Annotated in this window: 13 protein-coding genes and 1 pseudogene; 9 read left to right on the plus strand and 5 right to left on the minus strand. The window is 57.0% G+C overall.

Going from position 1 to position 16,053, the window contains the following annotated elements; genetic code table 11:
* Positions 1-3: 3 nt before the first annotated feature.
* Positions 4-663 (minus strand): bifunctional 4-hydroxy-2-oxoglutarate aldolase/2-dehydro-3-deoxy-phosphogluconate aldolase, encoded by a 660-nt coding sequence (locus ABD735_RS09035; protein ID WP_344805537.1) that lies wholly within the window; start codon positions 661-663, stop codon positions 4-6.
* Positions 664-748: 85 nt separating this feature from the next.
* Positions 749-2,224, minus strand: coding sequence for a glucose-6-phosphate dehydrogenase (gene zwf / locus ABD735_RS09040; protein WP_344805539.1), 1,476 nt, complete (start codon positions 2,222-2,224; stop codon positions 749-751).
* A 295-nt stretch (positions 2,225-2,519) separates the two neighbouring features.
* Here zwf and hexR point away from each other — a divergent pair, with 295 nt between their 5' ends.
* Entirely contained in the window at positions 2,520-3,392 is an 873-nt protein-coding gene (gene hexR / locus ABD735_RS09045; RefSeq protein WP_344805541.1) for a transcriptional regulator HexR, read from the plus strand.
* Between the two features lie 40 nt (positions 3,393-3,432).
* Here the strand turns inward: hexR and ABD735_RS09050 are convergent, their stop codons facing one another.
* A complete protein-coding gene (locus ABD735_RS09050) occupies positions 3,433-4,128 on the minus strand; it encodes a hypothetical protein (RefSeq protein WP_344805543.1) in 696 nt (231 codons plus the stop codon).
* Between the two features lie 220 nt (positions 4,129-4,348).
* Between ABD735_RS09050 and ABD735_RS09055 the strand changes: the two genes are divergently transcribed.
* The 4 genes from ABD735_RS09055 (at position 4,349) to ABD735_RS09070 (ending at position 9,472) form a co-directional block, all read left to right on the plus strand.
* On the plus strand, positions 4,349-5,698 hold the full coding sequence (locus tag ABD735_RS09055) for a carbohydrate porin (RefSeq protein ID WP_344805545.1): 1,350 nt from the start codon (positions 4,349-4,351) through the stop codon (positions 5,696-5,698).
* Between the two features lie 87 nt (positions 5,699-5,785).
* Positions 5,786-6,232: an early set domain-containing protein gene (locus ABD735_RS09060; protein ID WP_344805547.1), complete on the plus strand. Its 447-nt coding sequence runs from the start codon at positions 5,786-5,788 to the stop codon at positions 6,230-6,232.
* 233 nt (positions 6,233-6,465) lie between these two features.
* Positions 6,466-6,921 (plus strand): hypothetical protein, encoded by a 456-nt coding sequence (locus ABD735_RS09065; protein ID WP_344805549.1) that lies wholly within the window; start codon positions 6,466-6,468, stop codon positions 6,919-6,921.
* Positions 6,922-7,081: 160 nt separating this feature from the next.
* Positions 7,082-9,472 carry a Tex family protein gene (locus ABD735_RS09070; RefSeq protein WP_344805551.1) on the plus strand — a complete coding sequence of 797 codons (2,391 nt, stop codon included), beginning with the start codon at positions 7,082-7,084 and terminating at the stop codon, positions 9,470-9,472.
* Here ABD735_RS09070 and ABD735_RS09075 read toward each other — a convergent pair.
* Positions 9,459-9,659 (minus strand): annotated as a pseudogene (locus ABD735_RS09075) (DUF6363 domain-containing protein); the annotation flags it as partial. The gene ABD735_RS09070 and the pseudogene ABD735_RS09075 overlap by 14 nt on opposite strands.
* A 12-nt stretch (positions 9,660-9,671) precedes the next feature.
* The gene (locus ABD735_RS09080) at positions 9,672-10,322 is read right to left on the minus strand and encodes a patatin-like phospholipase family protein (RefSeq protein ID WP_344805553.1); all 651 of its coding nucleotides are present in this window, start codon (positions 10,320-10,322) and stop codon (positions 9,672-9,674) included.
* Between the two features lie 167 nt (positions 10,323-10,489).
* On the opposite strand from ABD735_RS09080, the gene ABD735_RS09085 reads away from it, so the two are divergent.
* The 4 genes from ABD735_RS09085 to ABD735_RS09100 all read left to right on the plus strand — a co-directional run bounded on the left by ABD735_RS09085 (position 10,490) and on the right by ABD735_RS09100 (position 16,047).
* On the plus strand, positions 10,490-11,269 hold the full coding sequence (locus ABD735_RS09085) for an SGNH/GDSL hydrolase family protein (RefSeq protein WP_344805555.1): 780 nt from the start codon (positions 10,490-10,492) through the stop codon (positions 11,267-11,269).
* A gap of 51 nt (positions 11,270-11,320) precedes the next feature.
* The gene (locus ABD735_RS09090; protein WP_344805557.1) at positions 11,321-12,358 is read left to right on the plus strand and encodes a hypothetical protein; all 1,038 of its coding nucleotides are present in this window, start codon (positions 11,321-11,323) and stop codon (positions 12,356-12,358) included.
* A 120-nt stretch (positions 12,359-12,478) separates the two neighbouring features.
* Positions 12,479-13,561: a polyamine ABC transporter substrate-binding protein gene (locus ABD735_RS09095; RefSeq protein WP_344805558.1), complete on the plus strand. Its 1,083-nt coding sequence runs from the start codon at positions 12,479-12,481 to the stop codon at positions 13,559-13,561.
* Positions 13,558-16,047, plus strand: a complete 2,490-nt coding sequence (locus tag ABD735_RS09100) for a bifunctional diguanylate cyclase/phosphodiesterase (RefSeq protein WP_344805560.1) — start codon at positions 13,558-13,560, stop codon at positions 16,045-16,047. The genes ABD735_RS09095 and ABD735_RS09100 overlap by 4 nt, the downstream gene beginning before the upstream one ends.
* Positions 16,048-16,053 lie beyond the last annotated feature (6 nt).

Here is a 16,053-nt window from a genome sequence, read left to right on the forward strand (position 1 = left end):
TACTTAACCCCGGCAACGCTGCAGGCTCTCAGCTGCGAGCCGTGTAATGCCATCCCAGTCACTGGCATCGACCAACTTCTTGGGCGTCAGCCAGGTGCCGCCGACCGCAGCGACATTATCCAAGCCAAGATAGTCACGCGCCGTTTCCTGCCGAATACCACCCGTGGGACAGAAGCTGACGTCATCGAACGGACCAGCGAAGGCCTGCAGCGCCCTGACACCGCCAGCCACTTCAGCAGGGAAGAACTTGAACTCGCGGTAGCCGAGACCATAACCGACCATCATTTCCGACAGAGTAGAGACGCCAGGCAACATGGGCACGGTGGCGTTGATACCATGTTCCAGCAGGGCTGGGGTCGAGCCGGGCGTGATGATGAACTGGGCACCAGCGGCTTCGGCTTCACGGTAACTTTCGACGGTGGTCACCGTGCCGGCACCTACCCAGACATCAGGCAGCGCATTACGCAGCTGACGAATCGCTGCCAGACCATGCTCGGTACGGAGCGTAATTTCCAGAATTTTGATACCGCCAGCCACAAGCGCGCGACACAGGGCCAGCGCATGATCCAGATCATCGATAGTGATGACGGGCACCAGCGGGCAGGATGAGAGCACCGCCTGAATCTGGGCACGGTGAGCTTGGGGCAGACTTGACTGAAACATGTCGATTTTCCTTGTTTGCGAGGCGCTGTGAGTCAGCATGAATGTTCGGGGCGCGTAATGTGGAAGTCGTGAGGCAAGGCTAGCGTCAGCCATCCTCGTACCAGCTGCGGCCGTCGCGGGCGATCATGGCAATGGCCGCCATTGGCCCCCAGGTGCCGGCCGCATAACGCTTCGGCAGCCCCCCATGATCCTGCCAGGTGGCAATGACCTGATCCGCCCAGCGCCAGGCGGCTTCCACTTCATCCCGGCGCACGAAGAGATACTGGTTGTTCTTCATCACCTCCCACAGCAGCCGCTCGTAGGCATCGGGAATACGCGCCTTGTCGAAGGCTTCGGAGAAACTCAGTTCGAGCGGCCCCTGCCTCAGGCGCATACCTTTATCCAGCCCCTGATCCTTGGTGAGAATCTGCAGCGACATGCCCTCATCGGGCTGCAGGCGAATGATGAGCCTGTTATTGGCGAGGTGCGCCTGATCCGGATCGAAGATGTAGTGGGGCGCAGGCTTGAAGTGGATGATGATTTGCGAAAGCTTGTCCTGCAGACGCTTGCCGGTGCGCATATAGAACGGCACACCAGCCCAGCGCCAGTTGTTGATCTCGGCCTTGATGGCCACGAAGGTCTCGGTCTTGCTGCCAGCAGCCGCGCCGTCTTCCTCGAGATACCCCGGCACGGGCTGCCCGCCACAACTGCCTTCAGTGTATTGCCCACGAACGAGATGACTGTCGACCAGATCACGCGTGATCGGTCGCAGCGCCTTGAGCACCTTGAGTTTTTCATCGCGAATACTGTCGGCACTGAGATCTGCAGGTGGATCCATGGCGATCAGGCACAGGAGCTGCAGCAGGTGATTCTGCACCATGTCACGCAGCTGACCCGCCTTGTCGAAATAACCCCAGCGTCCTTCGATACCGACACGCTCAGCGACGGTGATTTCGACGTGGGAGATATGATCCTGATTCCACTGAGTGGCGAACAGGTTGTTGGCGAAGCGCAGGGCGATCAGGTTCTGCACCGTCTCCTTGCCCAGGTAGTGATCGATGCGGAACAACTGCGACTCTTCGAACACGGCCGCCAGTTCATCGTTGATGACTCTGGACGATTCGAGATCATGCCCGATTGGCTTTTCGACGACTACACGAGTCGAAGGCTCGATACAACCAGCCTGGCGAAGATTGCCGCCGATATCGCCATAGAGCGCGGGCGGCGTAGCCATATACACCATCAGCGGCACCGTGGCGCCTTCACGCCATTCCCGAATCCTGCCGTAGCCCTCGGGGCTGGCGAAATCGAGGCGAACATATTCGATTCGCGCCAGCAGACGATCGACCACCGCTTCGCTCAGCTCATCCGGTGCTACGTGCTCGATCAGCTTTACTGCCAGACGCTTTCGCACTCTGTCTGTGTCACTGTCCTGATGACCCAGGGCCAGCACCCTTGTCTCGGGTGGTAGAAGATCTGCACGATCCAGTTGATAGAGGGCAGGGAAAAGCTTGCGCTGCGCGAGGTCGCCCAAAGCGCCAAACATGGCTATATCGCAGCAGACCTTGGACTTGTTCATCATAATCAGAAGGCACCAGAGAAACATTGGCGGTTGAATTGTAGTAAACTTACTACAATATTCGCACGTTCTCGCAGCAATGCCAATATGATAGCGCCGCATGTTAATTATTTTACTACGGATCCACGGGGTATCGCACTCGATGAGCGCTGGCACAGATAGCGCCGCCTCCGTCATCATTCTGGCCAATGGGGTCGCAGCTCATTGATAAAAGGCGCTATAGTGCCTGGCTGCCGTCGCTTGACTGCCGAACCCGCAAGGCTGACTCTTTACTGAACTTCAGAACCAGGATCTCCACATGACCAATGCTGCCGCCACCCAGACATCGAGCCTGCTGAAGCAGCTTCAGGAGCGCCTGGATCAGTTGAACAAGTCGGAGAGAAAAGTCGCCGAGGCCATCCTCCGGGACCCCTCAGCAGCGACGAGATCCAGCATTGCGGCACTGGCGCAGGCGGCGGACGTGAGCGAGCCTACAGTCAATCGGTTTTGCAGGAATTTCTCTGCGAGTGGTTTTCCAGATTTCAAGATCCGGCTGGCGCAAAGCATCGCGACCGGCACACCCTACGTTGGTCAGAATGTGGACATCGACGACGATGTCGCGGCCTTTACTGACAAGATCATACTCAGCACGATGGCCAGTCTCGACCATGCCCGCCAGGCCCTGAACACCCGGGCGCTGGCCAGCGCGATCGACTACCTCATCCAGGCCAAGCAGATCAGCTTTTTCGGCATGGGCGGTTCGGCACCGGTGGCACTGGATGCCCAGCACAAATTCTTCCGCTTCAACATTCCCGTGGTCGCGTACAATGACGCGCTCATGGCACGTATGGTGGCAGCTGGCTCCAGCACTGGAGACGTGATGGTGGTCATCTCCTACACCGGTCGCACTCGCGAGATGGTGGAGATCGCAGAGCTTGCGCGCAGCAATGGCACTACTGTCATTGGTATTACCGCTCCAGCGTCGCCATTGGCCGACACCTGTACAGTGGCCCTCGAGGTCACCGCTCCGGAAGACACCGACGTGTACGTCCCAATGACCTCGCGCATCATTCACCTCGCGATCGTCGATATCCTGACCACCGGCGTCACACTCAAGCGGGGCAGCGACTTTCAGGGCCATCTCAAAAAGATCAAGGACAGCCTTCAGCCCACTCGATTTCCCGTTCGCTGAGCCAGGGATTCACCGATGGCCATAATCACAATAAATCGAATCAGCCGATCATCCGCCGTAACGCCATTGCTGCCAGCCCCGTGATGAGCAGGGTTGGCATCAGCGGTTCAGGCACTACCGTCGCTACTGGCACAGGCCCTGCCCCAGCACCACTGCCCGTCGGGTTCGAGATGGAATACAGTCCGCCCGGTCCCGCCGGGGCCTGTGTCGACTGCCAGAAGAAGGTGATGGCCTCACCGGTGCCCCATCCCTGCCCATCGGCGATCCAGGCCAGCGATCCAGAGGCGCCTTGATCGATTGAGAAGTTAACGCCCGCCAGGTCAGCCTCACTGAAATCGTAGCCAGCGACACCGTTGAATCCGTAGGCCTCGAAGCCAAGCTCGAACAGCTCGACACCATCGAAGTCGACTACGGTCACCGGCTCAGGAAAAGGCGGATCGTTCGGCATATCTACGCCTGGAGTCACTATATGGGCATAGGTGTATATCGTCCCGTACGGATTGGCGGACGGCACGCATTCCGTGACTCCGGCTGGGCAGCTGACACTACTGCTGAGATCTCCAACGCTGTCGCCGTTGGTCCGAATGAGAGAGACTTCAACGTCCGGACCCACAGGCCCGACTATTCTGGAGCCTAGGCTCAGACTATCGAAATCTGTCGCCGGAATCGGCGCCGCCGACGCCGATGCGCTCATGAAAAAGCCAATAAAAATCGGGTAGAAAACAGATCGTGACATGGCAGAATCCTCTGGTGGATGGGAGAACAGTCAGGTACGAAGTCAATTCAATTCAGCGTCTCCCGTAACGACGAACAATGATCTGCCGAGCATCACTCACACCCTTCTACGCCCCAAGCCCACCTGCTCCCCCTCCCCTAAAAAAACGGGGGTGGATGATGCAGCGAGTAGACGCTTGGATGACTATCGAACAAGACAACAAAAACACAGGAAGCACCTCATGAACCACCTTCAAGTTAAAAGACTTTCAGCCATTGCGGCGGCAGTTGCGGCAGCCGCGTTTGCATCGTCCGCGGTGGCTGTCGAATTCTTCGGATATGCCCGTGCCGGCCTGTCCACTAACGTAAATAGCGGCGGCGAACAAACCTGTTTCGGTAGTGGTGCAAACGGACATTATGTCGGCCGACTGGCAGATGAATGCGATACGTACGCCGAAATCGGCATCGGGGAAGAGCTGTTCGCTCAGGATGGCAAATCATTCCGCATCGACTCCATGATTTCATACGAAACCCAGAGACAGGGTAACGACTACCAGGCCTTTAACGGCGCTAACGACGTCAATGGCGTCAGCGTCGAGCTGGATCCAGTCACAAATTTACCCGTTACCACTGTCACTAGAAACAACAACGATCCTTACGGTGGCGGCGACGTTGCACTTCGTCAACTGTATGTGTCCGGTAAAGGCGTCATTGATGCACTGCCCGGCGCCACCCTCTGGGCGGGCAAGCGCTACTACCAGCGTCACGATGTACACCAGCTCGATCTCTTCTACGTCAACAACTCCGGCTACGGCGGTGGTGTCGAGAATATACAGATGGGCTCCGGCAGGTTCTCGCTGGCCTGGCTTAATTCCGACAAGAAGGAAGATGACACGAATATCGTTCAGAACAACAAGTTTGATATTCGATACGCCTTCCCTATCGGCTCCAATAACCTCACGCTCATCGGCGTTTACGGCATGGCCGATCTGACCGACCAGCAGGAAGATGCTGGCATTGACGATGAAGACGGCATGTTCTTCAGCGCCGAGCTGGCTTCCGAATTCATGGGTGGCTTCAACAAGTTTGTGGTGCAATACGCCACTGATTCGCTAGGCGAGTCAGCCTTTGCCAACCATGGTGCAGGCGTGAGTCTGAATGCGCCGTATTACGCGGGAACTCTTGAAGAAAGCTGGCGAGTACTCGACCACGGTGTCATCAAACTTGGCGGCGGATGGGATCTCGGCTATTCAGCGCTTTACGCCCAGGGCGATACCTATGATGTGATCAATCAGGAGTCGCCTGAGCGTCTGAGCGTCGTGGTTCGCCCGGTATTCAACTGGACACCGTTCAGCAGCACAGCCATCGAGCTTGGTTATGCCGACGAGCACCAGCCATTCTCGGATGATTCAACCGAGCTTCAGAAAATTGCGATCGCTCAGCAGTGGTCTGCCGGTCCTGGCTACTGGGCACGCCCGGTCATTCGCGCCTATGTCGCCAGCTTCTTCGGTGACCAGGCTGAATCAGCCCGGGGTGGTGAGGGTGTAGACGGCGATCTCCAGCTAGGCCTTCAGATGGAAGCCTGGTGGTAGGGCACTCTGAGCTTTAGTTGATTCCGGGGCTCGCCTTTCAGACCCAGCCCCGGGCGCTATCCAAAAACAATGATAAGGATACCCATCATGCAGAACAGAATCGCATTCGTTCCTCTCATCGCTCTGCTCGCCCTTGGAGGCTGCGCCACCACGAGTGAGACCTCGGAAACTGCCAGCGGCAAACGTGACTTCAGCGAAGTCCTCTACCTGCGCGGCCAGTTCAACTGGTGGGATATTGCGCCAGAGTACAAGGTCAAGAAGGTCGGCGACGATCTGTACCGCACTGAAGTGTCGCTGAAAGCGGACGGCCAACCGTATGGCTTCAAGTTCGGTAATGCTACCTGGAGTGCAGGCACCAACTGCGGCTACCTCTCGGAAGAATTCAAGACCATCAAGCTCGGTGAACCCGCCAAGGCTAATTGCTCAGCAGTGTTTGAGGATTTCATGTTCACACCCCCGGAAACGGGCACCTATGCCTTCTTTTTCGATAACAGTGGGGAGACGCCAGTCGTCCTTGTAAAGCCCGCCGAATAGTTCCCCTGTTCAGGCAAGCGTCTTCTTGCTGTGTTTGGGCACCCTTGGTGCCCTCTTTTGTTTGACGATCTTCCTCTTATGTCCTCTGCCGCACCCTGCTACATTCAGTACTGACCAGTTTACCCAGGATCGCCCCGATGTCGAATCGACGCACCGCCTCTACCCTTAGCAGTTCATATGCACGCCCTCGTGTCTTATCCGCCCTTGTCCTTGCGTTAGCTCTCTGCCCAACAGTGGCGGCAGCCGAGTGCCCTTCGCCTGAGACAGAACAGTGGATTTCCGGGCGACCTTATGCTCAGGGGGACATCGTTTTTCATGATGGCCACTGGTTTCAGTCCCGAGAGCGGCAGGCTGGGCATGAGCCTGGTAGCGGTTTCAGCTGGAAGGTCGTTGCTGCACCAGATTGCAGCCCGGCGCCTGCCCCTCAAGCTTCATCGGAAGCAACACCCGCCACACCTGCAGCCAACACCGCCAGCGAGCCGGAAGAAGACCTCAAAAAGCTTGCTGAAAGCCGCTGCCCTGATATCAATGAATTCTCGTTTGGCCAGTCATATAGTCCAGGCGCGCTCGTGAAGCATCAGGGTGAAGTCTACCAAGCCATGCGTCCGACCACTGGCACGATGCCGGGCGTCGGCATGCCGCCGCAGTGGGAACGTCATTCGACTTGCGTTGAACGCCAAAGCGACTGAGCTTTTCAGGTCAGCTGACGGCCCACCTGATCTGGCGTTATAACACGCCCTGTTGCCCATTGAAGTCACCCCTCCCATTGGCTCCCCGCTGCGAGAAGCGTGTATGATCCGCTCCGGCCCCTCCCATTGACTCCGATTTACCGGATAACAAGGACCCCACGTGACCACAGCTACAAGCAACACTATCAACCAGCGCATAGCCGAAGACATTGGCGCAGGCGTTCATCAGGTGGTGGCAGCCGTCGAACTGCTCGATGGCGGCGCGACCGTGCCCTTCATCTCACGGTACCGGAAAGAGATCACTGGAGGGCTGACTGATACGCAATTGCGTCTGCTGGACGAACGCCTGGTGTATCTCAGGGCGCTCGAGCTACGGCGGGAAACGATTACCAAGGAAATAGCTGATCAGGGCAAGCTTGAGCCGGAGCTACAGCGCCGCCTGCAATCAGCCCAGACCAAGGCCGAACTTGAAGATCTCTACCTGCCCTTCAAGAAGAAGCGGCGTACCAAAGGACAGATCGCCATAGAGGCTGGTTTACAGCCTCTGGCTGAAACATTGTGGGAACAGCCCTCGCATGATCCATCGAAAACAGCAGGCACTTATATCGATCCCGCAAAAGGCGTGGATGATGAGAAGGCCGCCTTGGAGGGCGCCCGCTATATTCTGATGGAGCGCTTCGCTGAAGATGCCACGCTGATCGCGCGACTGCGAGAGCAGATGCTTGACGAAGCCTTTCTCTGCGCGAATGTGCAGGCGGGACAAGCGGGCGAAGGCGCGAAGTTTTCGGACTATTTCGAACATCGGGAGCGCTACGCAAAGGTTCCCGGCCACCGAGCCATGGCGATGTTCAGAGGTCGGGCTGAAGGATTTCTCACGCTGAAGCTCCTGCTTCCGGAGCGGGATGCGGCTGGTGAAGCCAGCTATGGTGACGCCGGTTTCATTCAGACTATCGCCTCACACCTGAAGTTTGCCGACCGGAACCAGCCAGCCGATACCTGGCGCGCGCAGGTCATCCAGTCAACCTGGCGCATCAAGCTGTCATTACACCTGGAAACAGAACTGTTTGCAGCCTTACGTGCCCGGGCAGACGCTGAAGCCATCAACGTATTCGCTACCAACCTGCGCGACCTGCTGCTGTCTGCACCCGCTGGTCCACGTCCAACACTGGGTCTCGATCCCGGTTTCCGCACCGGTGTCAAAGTCGCAGTCGTCGATGCCAGCGGCAAGGTACTGGACCACACAGCCATCTACCCCCATCAACCGCAAAATCAGTGGCGGCAGTCGGTCGCCACGCTCAGCGCGCTGTGCCAGAAATATAATATCGAATTGATTGCCGTCGGTAACGGCACGGCGAGCAGGGAGACGGAGAAGCTCGCGCTTGAAGTCATAGACGCAGCCAAGGTACCGGGCCTGACCAAGGTCATGGTGTCGGAAGCCGGTGCATCGGTCTATTCGGCCTCGGCACTCGCGGAGCAGGAATTCCCTGATCTGGACGTCACTATCCGCGGCGCGATCTCCATCGCGCGACGCCTGCAGGACCCTCTGGCCGAACTGGTGAAAATTGATCCGAAGGCGATTGGTGTTGGGCAGTATCAGCATGATGTTTCGCAGGCGGATCTCGGGCGCAGTCTTGAAGCCACGGTCGAGGACTGCGTCAATGCCGTAGGCGTCGATCTCGACACCGCCTCCTCGGCACTGCTTTCCCGCGTGGCCGGTCTGTCATCCTCGCTGGCCGACAGTATTATTGGCTATCGCGACGAACACGGTACCTTCACCTCTCGCGCGGAACTCAAGAAAGTGCCTCGTCTTGGGCCGAAGGCTTTTGAGCAGGCCGCTGGGTTTTTGCGCATTCCAAAAAGTAGCAACCCGCTCGATGCCTCTGGGGTTCATCCGGAAGCCTATCCGGTAGTGAAGCGAATCGTCGCGCATGCCGGAAGGCCGATCAATGAACTCATCGGCGACAGTGCCTATCTTCGCAGTCTCGATGCGAAGCTCTTTACTGATGAACGCTTTGGTGTACCGACGGTAAGGGACATTCTGGCAGAACTCGAAAAGCCGGGACGAGACCCGCGGCCGGAGTTCCAGACCGTCCGCTTCGCTGACGGCGTCGAGAAACTGAGCGACCTGAGGCCTGGTATGCAACTGGAAGGTCAGGTGACCAACGTGACGGCCTTTGGCGCCTTCGTCGACATCGGTGTACATCAGGATGGCCTGGTGCACATTTCCGCCCTGAGCGATCAGTATGTGAAGGACCCACGAGACGTGGTGAAAGCTGGCGACATCGTCAAGGTCAAGGTGATGCAGGTGGATACGCAGCGCAAGCGCATCGGCCTGTCCATGCGCCTGAACGACCCGATTGAGGCTGAGTCCGACGGCAAGCGAAGCGGCGCGCGTGATGATCGGGCGGCGGGTGCGCGTGGCCACTCAGGACGTGACAGGCCGGATCGAGGCAGCTCGAATCGCAGCAGCAAGGCTCCGGCTCAGCAGCAGAACGGTGGGCACCCCTCTGCGCTGGCGCTCTCACTGAAGGCCGCGCTCAAGCGGGACTGAGCACTGCCTCAGGCGCTATCTCGACATCCAGATAGGCTTTCGCGGCGTCTCGCCCGGCCCTGTAGCCTTCTGCCAGTCTCTGCGGCTGGCGAGTCAGACGACCTACCGGAAACTCGGCTGGCGGTGCGATAATCCTTATGCGGCAATCAGCCGGGGGTTGAGTCATGAAGCCGAGCGAGGCGTTATAGCGTTCGTGGCGCTACAATAGCGCCTCGGCCAGCGCGGGGTATCCGCGAAATACCGAGCGGGTCACAGCTGGCAGTCGAGAAGGCTTCTTGCGATAGCCCAGCGGCCTGGACAGGATCACGGTGATATCACGCGCACCCTCTTCGTAAGCTCGCTCTACCGGAATCGAATCGATCAGCCCGCCATCGCTCATTGGTTCGCCGTCTACCAGTGGATAGTCTCGATAGGCCACAGGAATTGAGCACGATGCGGTGAGTACCGAGTGCATGTTCTCCCGATCAATCCTGATGTAGCGCGGCTCACCGGAATTCACCGACGTCACCCCAACCCACAATGGGGTCGAGCCTTCGAGGTAATGTTCGACATTGAGCGGAACATCTTCGAAGGACTGATGCCATAGCCAGTGAACGTCGCAAAGATGCCCACCCTTGATGAAGCGTCGCCAGTTGATGAACTCCGGCGCGCAGGCGTGTTCCATGATGATCTTCTGGCTTCGACCATATTCATTGCACAGATAGCCCATCAGATTGGTGGAGCCAGCAGACACACCAAAGGCATACGCAAAGGGGCAGAACTCAGCGGCCATGAAGCCGTCGAGCACCCCGGCGGCAAAGATACCGCGCATCGCTCCGCCTTCGACAACCAATGCAGAAGTCTTTTCCATATCGGTGCTCTCCAATTCCCTGGATGGTGTGCCGTAAATTTTCCGATTGTACGATAGGCGACTTACACCTCATCAAAAACGCAAACCAGTTCTCATTTCGGCGCTTGCCTATACCTTAACGTAGAGCGGTCAAATAAAAAACTTCAATAACAACAGAGCATTTACTCATGACAAAAAAAGACGCACTGCGACAGACCCTGTTGTCGCGCAAATCCCTCCTCTCGTTCCGAACATTCATGGCTCTCTCAATGGCAACGCTCCTGGCTGGCTGTGATGGCATCGGCGGTCTGCTGAGTAATGCCAGAGTGGCTGACGCAGATAACGACCAGGTCGTCACGCTGGGTGACTCCATCTTCGCGCTGTCAGGCAAGCTGCAGGACGAGCTGGAAGCCAAGGCAGGCGAAACCTTCCGCCGCTATACCGTCTCTGGCGCCGAGCTGAGCGATGGCAATATTGCCACGTCGATCGAAGATCAGTATCAGCGCGCGCTGACAGACAATTCAGATATCGACACCATCGTGATGAATGGCGGAGGCAACGATATCCTGATTCCAGCCATCGCCTTCGACCCGAATGATTGTAAAACTCAGTGGTACGAGTTCGGTCGTCTGAGCGCCAAGTGCCAGCGCTTTATCGATGATGTGTATGTCGATGGCGTGAATCTGCTCAACCAGATGGATGCAGATGGCATCGACAACGTCATCTACCTGGGTTACTACTACACCAAGAACGGCATTTTCCTGCTCGACAGTATGGAAGAAGCGGTGGATTACGGTGATCTGCGGCTGAACCAGGCTTGCAATTTCAGTACGATAGACTGTCAGTTCGTCGATCCCCGCTCGTCGATTCGCGACAGGAATATCATCATTGACGGCATTCACCCTACTGCTGAAGGCTCGAGGATTCTGGCCGACCTGATCTGGCCAAAGCTCCAGCCTCTGTTGTAGGTCCTGACCCTGCCTTGACTGCGAGCGCACAAAGAGAATGAAAACACGGGTATGAAAGCACGCATTTTCCTCATCGCTGCGCTCGCAGTGCTCGCTACAGTATTACTGCTGGTCCTGCTGCTACCCACGCCGGACCCGGCACTACCAGGTAGTTTGCCGGTGGCCGACGCCCCGGAACGACTCGTCACGGTCGATATCGATCAGACCACACCGAATTTACCCGCTGATGCCATAGATCACGAAAACCGTCGACTTGCCCAGGAGCTGGTCGACAACTATGGCGACAGCATCTCCGACCCTGCAGTACAGGTGAGCTTGCTGAGACTGCGCGAAGCCCTGTTGCGCAAGGATCCGCAGAATGGTCTTGCCCGCTTCGACACTATCCTTCAATTGGCCTTCCCCGATCTCGCCACTGAAATCGCAGAATCCGTCAGCAAAATGGCGACCTACCGGGACTGGCTCTACGAGGTTCAACCGGAACTTGTTGCGCTTGATCAGTTGCAGCAGGATGCCATGCTCTGGACCAGACGCCGCGAACTGTTTGGCGATGCCGCTGAACGAATCTGGACAGCTGAGCGTGAACAGGCTGCGCAGCAGCAACGACAGATACAGACGACCATAGCTCGCCTGGACAAGGCTTACGACACGTCGCTGGAAGAAAAGGTGTATCAGCTGGAAACGGCTCTGGAGGACACCTACGGCGATCTTCAGTCGCATGCACCGATCGGACCTGCGCAGACTGCGCAGGTTTACTTCGATCTCGACTCAGTGCAGAGCGTGCTGCATGAGATGCCCAATGAAGAACGTCAGGACAAGATCCGCGAACTGCGTATGAGCATGGGTTTCACCGAGGCTGAAGCCCGGAAACTGGGTGAATCCGATGCCAAACGCAATGAGCGCTGGGACAAGGGGCTGTCATACATGTCCCGCCGTCAGGACCTTGAAGCGCGTCTGGAGGGCGAGCAGCTCGCCACCGCGCTGGCCGATCTTCGCGAAGAAGCCTTCGGGGCCGAGGCCCCAACCATCGCCAAGGAAGAGGCCATCGGCTTCTTTCGCTACAAGCGCCCCCGCCTCTATGGCAGAAACTAGGCTACTCAAGGCATAATAGCGTCTGAATGCCTAGCGAAGGTCGTTTGTAATCCGGCCCCCGCCAGACTAGCTTTGTAATATCAGCTTCCATTCTTCATGCAGTAAACCCGGGCCAAGGTGATGAAGCGACTAAGACCGATCTGTGTCCTCTTCACTGCGACCATCCTTGCAGTCATCCTGGCGAGCCCGATTCTTCGCGCCAGGGAGTTGTCTGCAGAACTCGTACTGCTCACCTGGTCGCACTATTTCGATCCAGCTGTCATCTCAGAATTTGAAAAGACTTATAAGGCGCGCATTCGTCTCATTCATTTCGAAACCGATGATGGGCGCGATGAACTCATGCTGGAAACAGACGGCCGCGGCTTCGATCTCATCGTTGCCAATGGCACAGCCGTCGGCAAGTATGTTCGCGAAGGCTGGCTAGCCCCTATTTCTGCTCGTGAAGTGCCCAACCGCGATCTGATCGCACCCCAGTGGTATGACTATTTTCCCGAGTCCGGAAGTTATGCGGTGCCCTATACATGGGGCACCGTCGGTATCGCCTATCGCAAGGATCTTTACCCGAAAGCGGTTGATAGCTGGGCAGCCTTGTACCGGCCGGATCCTGCGCTGGAGGGAAAGATAGCCATGATCCGCAGCAGCCGGGATACCGTCGGGATGGCCCTCAAGATGCTTGGCTATTCCATGAATAGCGAAAGCGTCGAAGAGATACACCAGGTCGCGCCCGTACTGGTCGCCCAGCGACCTTTCGTGAGGGACTACTCCTATCCGGTCATCGACGAGCAATCTGCGCTGGTGTCCGGAGAGATCGTGATGGCGATGATCTATAGCGGCGATGCATTGACGCTGCAGCAACATCATCCCGCCATCGAATTCGTGCTACCGAAAGAGGGTACGGGCTTATGGGTAGACTATCTCGTCGTGTCTACTTACAGCCGGGAGAAGGCGCTCGCGCACCAATTCCTGAACTTCATCAATGAGCCGGAAGTGGCTGCGAGACTCACCAGTTACGTCAATTACGCCTCCCCCAACGCGGCGGCGGAAAAGTTGTTGCCAGAAGCTATACTGGAAAACCCCATTGTCTACCCTCCGCCCGAAGTCCTGCTGGAAGCGGAACGTTTTACCAGGCTGAGTCCGAGGGCGGCACGGCTGCGGAAACAGCTTTTCGCCAACGTTGCTGAACGAACGGTAGCGCCTGATTGAAGCTCAATGCCAAAATTCTGCTGATTATCCTGCCGCTTCTGGTCGTCGCGATCGGCTGTACCGGCTGGTTCGCGCACAGCCAGTTAAGTGAAGCCTCGCTCGACAACAGCAGAAGGCAGGTGGATGCGGCGCTGCTCGACCTGCGTTCAAGCATTCTCGCCACCCAGTCCAATACCCACTCCAACCTGGATTTGTTCGCTGCCGATACCCTGCTACAGCGGTATGTGCTGACCGATGAAGAGTCGCGTTACGACCTTCTGCTGACCGCCCTGCTGCGACTGCTCAGCAGCTATCAGAAAGCTTACCCAGCCTACTTCGAAATTCGGATACTGATGCCGAATGGGTTTGAGGATGTCCGGCTCAGTAGTCTCGACATCATCAACACCACAGAATACGAGGCGAATAGTCCCATTTTCGAACGCATTCTTGCGGCTGGCGAACTTGACTCTTCGTTCTTCGAAATGAACCCTGACACCGACCAGGTAGCCTTCTATTTCACCAAGCCCTTGCTGGTTCGCGACAATACCCGTGAAGCCTTTGATGCCAAGCCCACTCTACGTGCCTATCTGTCAGTGGCTGTATCATTGCAATGGCTGCAGGACAAGATGGACGAAGCGAGTACAGAGACTGGTGCTGTGCTCATGCTCACCGATGCCTCTGGTAAGGTCTTTACTCACTCCGGCAATACCGACTTCATCCACGCTACCGAGCAACTCCACTCGAAGCTACCCGCGGCACACCCCTCGCGAACCATGCTTGAAACCTTGCTAGCCGGTGTACCAGTACAGGATTTCAGCACCATAAACCTGAATGGGCAGGACGGCTATCTCTGGTCGCGCCCCGTGGCTGAGTCATATCGTCTTGCCGCCTGGTTGCCAGCCCGAGAACTCATCAAGCGCTCGAGTGAGCTGGCACTGTTCATCATGCTGATCTGCCTGGCATCGGTCTTCGTCATTTCATTCGTTCTCTACGTTCAGCTGAACATGCTCATCATCCGCCCCATCAGACATCTTCAGCGGGCTACGGAAGCTATTGGCAGGGGACATTTGCTGAAGAAGATTCACATCAAGGGCAACGACGAAGTGGGTGCACTGGCCGAGTCCATCAATGCCATGAGCTCGAGCCTGCAGAAGTCGCACGAACAAGTGCGTTTTCTGGCCTACCATGACACGCTCACAGCGCTGCCCAACCGACTCATGTTCTACGAGCATCTGTCTGGCGCAATTGCGACGGCGAAAAGGACAGGGGCGAGGTTTGCTGTGCTGTACCTGGATCTCGATCACTTCAAACGGGTCAACGATACCCTCGGTCACCGTGCTGGCGACCAGCTACTGAGTATCGTGGCCGAACGGCTGGCGCACTGCATGCGGGAGAGTGACTTCATCGCCCGTTCCGACGGCGAGGAAAACCACGACAGCAGCCCCGGCATACTGGCCCGGATTGGCGGCGATGAATTCCTTTTGCTGTTGCAGGATATTCCCGACCTGCTGTTGCCAGGCATCATCGCCGAGCGAATTGTGGATTCGATCTCCCAGCCCATACCAGTCGATAACAATGAGTGCTATGTCAGTGCCAGCCTGGGTATCACCATCTACCCTGACGATGGCCAGTCGCCTGATCTGCTGATCAAATATGCCGACATCGCGATGTATCACGCCAAGGGTGAAGGTCGAAACAATTTCCAGTACTACCGCGACTCGATGAACAGTGCCATGGTCGAGCGTGCCAACATGGAGTCGAAGCTGCGCGAAGCCATTCGCGATAATCGCCTGTTCCTGCTGTATCAACCGCAGGCTGATTTGAGAACGGGAGAAGTCATCGGTGTTGAAGCACTGGTGCGATGGAAGGATCCGGAATTGGGCATGATATCGCCATCAACCTTCATTCCCTTTGCTGAGGAAAATGGACTCATTGTCGAAATCGGGACCTGGGTTCTGGAGCAGGCCTGCAAGCAGGCCGTGGCGTGGCTGGATGAAACCGACTATCCAATCAAGGTGGCTGTCAATGTGTCTGCCGTTCAATTCGCAAAAGGCAATTTTCAGGAGGTCGTGCGGAACACATTAGCGCGAACCGGGTTGGACCCGGCGCATCTCTGTCTGGAAATTACTGAAACATCGTTCATGGAACACATCGACCGAATCGATGTGGTACTCGAGGAAATTCGGGAACTGGGGGTGCTGATTGCGCTCGACGACTTCGGCAAGGGCTTTTCCTCGCTCAACTACTTGCGTCAATTTCCCATCGATATTCTGAAGATCGACCGGGGCTTCGTGAATGAACTATCGACTACCAGCGATACCGGCGCCATTATCACCGCCATCATTGCCATGGCCCACGCCCTCGGCATCAAGGTGATTGCCGAGGGCGTTGAAAATACACAGCAGCTCGAGTGTCTACGAGAGCGAAACTGTGACTTCGTTCAGGGCTTCTATCTTCATGTGCCGCAGGACGGGCGGAAGATCCCGCCACTGCTGGTCATTGAATAGAAACGC

Source organism: Allohahella marinimesophila (assembly GCF_039538005.1).
Classification (GTDB): domain Bacteria; phylum Pseudomonadota; class Gammaproteobacteria; order Pseudomonadales; family Oleiphilaceae; genus Allohahella; species Allohahella marinimesophila.